Genomic DNA, 1,961 nt, shown 5'->3' with positions numbered 1-1,961 from the left:
GCCGGCCGACGCGAACTCGCCGAAGGTGCCGTTGCCGTTGAGCGTGAGCACGTCGGGCACGTCGTCCTTCACCAGGCGCGTGCGCAGCGCCGTCTCCGGGTCCGGCACGTTCTGCACGACGACGCGGGCGCGGGCCTCGCGACGTTCGCCACCGTGCTGGGGGCGTCCGCGGTCGGCTTCGCGCTCGCCGTCGTCCTCACACCCGTGCTGTCGCCGCGCACCGGCCCGCACACGTGGATCGTGCTGTGCCTCGGGCTCGCGGCGCTGAGCCAGGGCCTGCTCGCGGTGACCGTCGCCCGGCCCGCCGTGCTCGTCGGCGCGGCCGCGCTGGGGCTCGCCGCGCAGGGCGCGAAGATCGCGGTCGACACGATCGTCCAGCGGGACACCGACGACGCGTTCCGCGGACGCGCGTTCGCGCTCTACGACGTCCTCTACAACGCCGCGTTCGTGGGCGCCGCCGCGCTCGGCGCGGTGACCCTGCCGGACACCGGCTGGTCGCGCGGTCTGTTCGTCGTCCTCGCCGTCGGGTACGTTGCGGGCGCTCTGCTCTACGGCGCCGCGACGACGCGCGTCGTCGGCCGCACCGGTCGGACGGACGACCCCGCACCGGGTCCCGACCGTCCGGCCGCCGCTCCGACGTCCCGGGAGGTGACGGGCTCGTGATCGACCTGACCCCCGAGGAGGCCCTGCGCCTCGCGCTCGTCGACGGCGAGGTCGCGGCGTGCATCAGCGACCCGACGCAGCCCGACGACCCGCTGATCTGGGTCAACCCCGCGTTCGAGAAGCTCACCGGGCACCCCGCGTCCGAGGTGCTGGGGCGCAACTGCCGGTTCCTGCAGGGCACGGGCACCGACCCGGGCGCGCTCGGCGAGCTCCGGACCGCGATCGACGAGGGTCGCACCGCCGGGGCGCTGCTCCTCAACTACCGGCGCGACGGCACGCCGTTCTGGAACCAGCTCGTCATCATGCCGGTGCACGACAGCACGGGTGCCGTGGTGCGGCGCGTCGCCGTGCAGACCGACGTCACCGCGCGGGTCGAGGCCGAGCAGGCCGGCCTGGGCGACGACCGGTCCGCGGCCCGCCTCGACCTGCTCGCCCGCGTGAGCGACGAGCTCGCGCTGCACCTCGACTACAACGACGCGGTCGACGCGCTGGCCGACGTCGCGATCCCGCCGCTCGCGACCTGGGGCTTCGTCGCCGTCACCGACGAGCGCGGCCGGTTCGAGCACGTGCACGTCGTCGCGGGCAGCGCCGCGGACGTCGCGCTCGCCGACAGCCTCGGTGCGCAGGACGTGAGCTGGCTCCAGCGCTCGCCCCGCACGCTCGGGGCCCTCGCGAGCCCGCCCGGCTACGTCGCGGAGCCGTTCCCCGTCGACGTCGCCTCGCTCCCGGGCCGGACGACCCCCGCCCAGCTGGCGCTCCTGCAGCGCCTCGGGCTCGGCAGTGCCATGGTCGTGCCGCTGCGCGCCCGCGAGCGCGTGCTCGGCGTGCTGTGCCTGGTGCACGAGAAGACGGACGGCTTCACGCCGGACACCGTCCTGACCGCCGCCCACCTGGGCCGCCGCGCGGGCCTCGCGCTCGAGAATGTGCGCCTGTTCCTCGCGCAGCGCAGCGCGGCCCTCACGCTCCAGCACAGCCTGCTCCCGGAGATCCCGCGCGTGCCCGGGCTCGACGTGGCCGCGTCGTACCTGCCGTCGAGCCGTCTCGCGGAGGTCGGTGGCGACTGGTTCGACGTGCTGCCCCTCGCGGGCGGGACCGTCGGCCTCGCCGTCGGCGACGTCGTCGGGCACGACCTGCGGGCGGCCGCCGCGATGGGCCAGCTGCGGTCGCTGCTCCGGTCGTACGCGTGGGAGGGCTCGGCGCCGGGCGCCGTCCTGGACCGGATCGACGGCGTCGTGCGCGGGCTGGACCTCGCGGACATCGCGACGTGCGTGTACGCGCGCTGGACGACCGACGGCGAG

Annotated in this window: 2 protein-coding genes; both read left to right on the top strand. The window is 75.9% G+C overall.

Features of this window, described 5'->3' with window-relative positions; all coding sequences use genetic code 11:
• Positions 1–153: 153 nt before the first annotated feature.
• Positions 154–663 (top strand): MFS transporter, encoded by a 510-nt coding sequence (locus tag HGA02_RS17870; protein ID WP_343035585.1) that lies wholly within the window; start codon positions 154–156, stop codon positions 661–663.
• The coding region (locus tag HGA02_RS17865) for a PAS domain-containing protein (protein ID WP_168680593.1) at positions 660–1,961 on the top strand (1,302 nt) is incomplete at its 3' end. The genes HGA02_RS17870 and HGA02_RS17865, both read left to right, overlap by 4 nt.

Source organism: Cellulomonas septica (assembly GCF_012396155.1).
GTDB lineage: Bacteria > Actinomycetota > Actinomycetes > Actinomycetales > Cellulomonadaceae > Cellulomonas > Cellulomonas septica.
This window is presented reverse-complemented; position numbering and strand designations above follow the sequence as displayed.